At 74.0% G+C, this 3,214-nt stretch carries 1 protein-coding gene; it reads right to left on the bottom strand.

From position 1 onward, the window contains the following. Positions 1–3,214, bottom strand: a 3,214-nt coding sequence (locus tag ACZ4XJ_RS37260) for an amino acid adenylation domain-containing protein (protein ID WP_468498873.1), incomplete at both ends; no start/stop codon positions are given.

Raw genomic sequence — 3,214 nt, 5'->3', positions numbered from 1 at the left:
GGTCGCCGGTGCGGTAGAGGCGGCTGCCGGGGGGTCCGTACGGGTTGGGGACGAAGTGGGTGGCGGTGGTGGTGGGTTGGGCGAGGTAGCCGTGGGCGATGCCGTCGCCGGCCAGGTACAGCTCGCCGGTGGTGCCGGCGGGTACGGGGTTGAGGTGGCCGTCGAGGACGTAGGCGTGCTTGTGGGTGAGCGGTCGGCCGATGGGCAGGGGGCCTTGGACCTCGGGGGTGGGTTCGATGGTGTGGGTGGTGGTGAAGCCCATGGATTCGGCCGGGCCGTAGCCGTTGGTGATGGTGAGGTGGGGGTGGAGCTGTTGGAGGCGGTGGACGTGGGCGGGGGAGGCGGGTTCGCCGCCGGTGTAGACGGTCCGGGTGGTGGTGAAGGTCTCCGGGTGCTCGTCGGTGAGGTAGTTGAACAGGCTGGAGGACAGCTGGAGCATCGTCACGCGGTGCTGCTGCGTGAGGACCGCGATCAGGGCCGGGTCGGGGCGCTGTCCCGGTTGGAGAACGGTGCTTCCGCCGTGGAGCAGTGCTCCCCAGAATTCGAGGCTGAAGGCGTCCCACGACACGGGTGAGCACTGGAGGAAGGTCTCGTCGGGGCCGAAGCTCGCGTAGGTCTGGGCGGTGAGGGTGGAGACCAGGTTGCGGTGCGAGGACAGGATCCCCTTAGGCCGGCCCGTCGACCCGGACGTGAACATCACGCACGCCACGTCGTCCGGAGTCAGCACGACCCCCGGCGCGCCCGGATCCCGGCCGGCGATCGTTTCCGCGTCGGCATCCAGGCTGGTCACCTGCCAGGGGCCGGTGAGACGCGTGTGGTGGCGGGTGTCGGTGACGAGGACGGCGACGCGGGCGTCGTGGGCGGTGCGGGCGAGGCGTTCGTCGGGGAACTCGGGGTCGAGGAGGGCGTAGCCGGCGCCGGTCTTGGTGACGGCCAGCAGGGCGACGGCGAGGTCGGTGCCGCGGTCGAGGAGGATCCCGGCGAGGTCGCCGCGCCCCAGACCCCGGGCGATGAGGTGATGGGCGAGCCGGTTGGCGCGGGCGTTCAGCTCCCCGTACGAGAGCTCCTGCCCGCCGAACACGACCGCGCGGGCGCCGGGCCGCAACCGGGCCTGCTCCTCGAAACGGTCGACGAGGGTGACCGGCCGTGCGCTCGCCCCGCCATGGCCCGGTCCTGCGTCCGCCCCGCCGCTCCCCGTTTCCCGGACCGTGCCGCTGTCCCGGTTTCCGGCGCGGACGCCGCTCCACTCCTCCAGCACCCGGCGCCGCTCCGCCGTGCCCAGCAACTCCAGCTCCGACAAGAGCACCCGCGGCTCCCGGGCCACCTGCTCCAGCGTGCGCCGCAGCATGCCCGCCATCCGCTCCACGGTGGCGTGCTCGTACAGGTCGCGGCTGTAGAGCACCGCGCCCGTCAACCCCGATCCGTCCTCGGCGTGCAGCAGGAACTCCAGGTCGAACTTGACCGCCCCCGTCGCCAGCGGCTCGGCCGGCCCGGCCCGCAGGCCGGGGAACCCGGGGGCCGGCCGGGGGCCGGACTCCACGGCCAGGCACACCTGGAACAGCGGATGCCGGGCCGCCGAGCGCGCCGGGTTCACCGCCTCCAGGACCAGGTCGAACGGGGCCTCCTGATGGGCGAAGGCATCCAGGTCCGCGGCACGCACCCGGGCCAGCAGCTCACGGAACGCCGGGTTCCCGGAGGTGTCGGTCCGCAGCACCAGGGTGTTGACGAAGAACCCGACCAGCGGGTCCAGCGACTCGTACGGGCGGCCCGCGACGGGAGCCCCGAGCGGTACGTCCGTACCGGCGCCGAGCCGGGTAAGGGTCGCCGCCAGGGCCGCCTGCACCACCATGAACGGCGTGCACCGCTCGGCCCGCGCCAGCTCCACGACCCCCCGGTACAGCTCGGCGCCGAAGTCCACCCGCACGACCCCGCCGCGCTGCCCGGCCACCGGCGGACGCGGTCGGTCGTGCAGCAGCCCCAACTCCTCGGGGAGCCCGGCCAGCGCCGTCCTCCAGTGGGCGAGCTGGGCGTCCAACGCCACCCCGCCGTCGGCCGCGCCGGGGCCGGTCAGGGCCGTGCGCTGCCAGAGCGCGAAGTCGGCGTACGCGGCCGGCAGCGGCGCCCAGTCGGGCGAACGCCCGTCCCGGCGGGCGGCGTAGGCCAGCGACAGGTCCTCGAACAGGGGGAGCAGGGACCGGCCGTCGGTGGCGATGTGGTGCAGCAGGACCAGCATCGTGTACTGCCCGGGCCCGCCGCACAACAGGGTTACGCGCAAGGGGTGTTCGGTGGCCAGGTCGAAGGAGTGGCGGGCCTCGGCGAGGAGTTCGGCGTCGAGCGCGTCGGCCGGGACGGTGCGGGAGGTGAAGGAGTGGCCGGGGGTCGGATCGATGACCTGGTACGGGTCCCCGTCCGCCGTGGCGAAGCGGGTGCGCAGCGGCTCGTGGCGGCCGGCGAGGTCCTCGAAGGCGGCGCGCAGCGCGGCGACGTCCGGCTCGCCCTCCAGCCGGACCGCCATCGGGACGTTGTAGGCGGCGCCCTTCCCCTCGTTCCCGGCCGGCCCGGCCAACCCGTCCACCAGCCACAGTCGTTGCTGCGCGAAGGACAGCGGGAGCCGTTCGGGACGCGGACCGTGGGGGGAGAGCGGGGGCAGGGCGGGTCGGGACGAGACGGCCTCGATCCGCCGGGTCAGGGCGGCGGGGGTGGGGTGCTGGAAGACGTCGCGGAGGGTGAGGGTGACGCCGAGGGTGGCGCCGAGGCGGTGGACGAGGCGGGCGGCGAGCAGCGAGTGACCGCCGAACTCGAAGAAGTCGTCGTCCATGGACAGCGGGTCGCGCACCCCCAGGACCTCACCGACCAGGCCCCGCACCAGTTCCTCGGCCTCGTTGCGCGGCTGCCGGCCGCCCTCGGTCGGGACGGGGCCGACCTCCGGCAGGGCGGCCCTGTCGATCTTCCCGTTGGGGGTCAGCGGCAGCCGGTCCAGTACGACGAAGCGGGCCGGGACCATGTGCTCGGGCAGCCGCTCCCGCAGCCAGGCCCGCAGGCCGTCCGGCGCCGGCGCGGCCGCGGGGCTCCCCGGGACCGCCGTCACGTACGCGATCAGCTGCCCGTCCGAGTGGACCAGGGTGGCCTGGGTGATCTGCGGGTGGGTGGTGAGGGTGGTTTCGATTTCGGTGGGTTCGATGCGGAAGCCGCGGATCTTGATCTGGGTGTCGGT

It is taken from the genome of Streptomyces sp. NPDC029836, assembly GCF_055574495.1.
The sequence above is the reverse complement of the archived record's forward strand: the minus strand, read 5'-3'. Positions and strand labels throughout refer to the sequence as shown.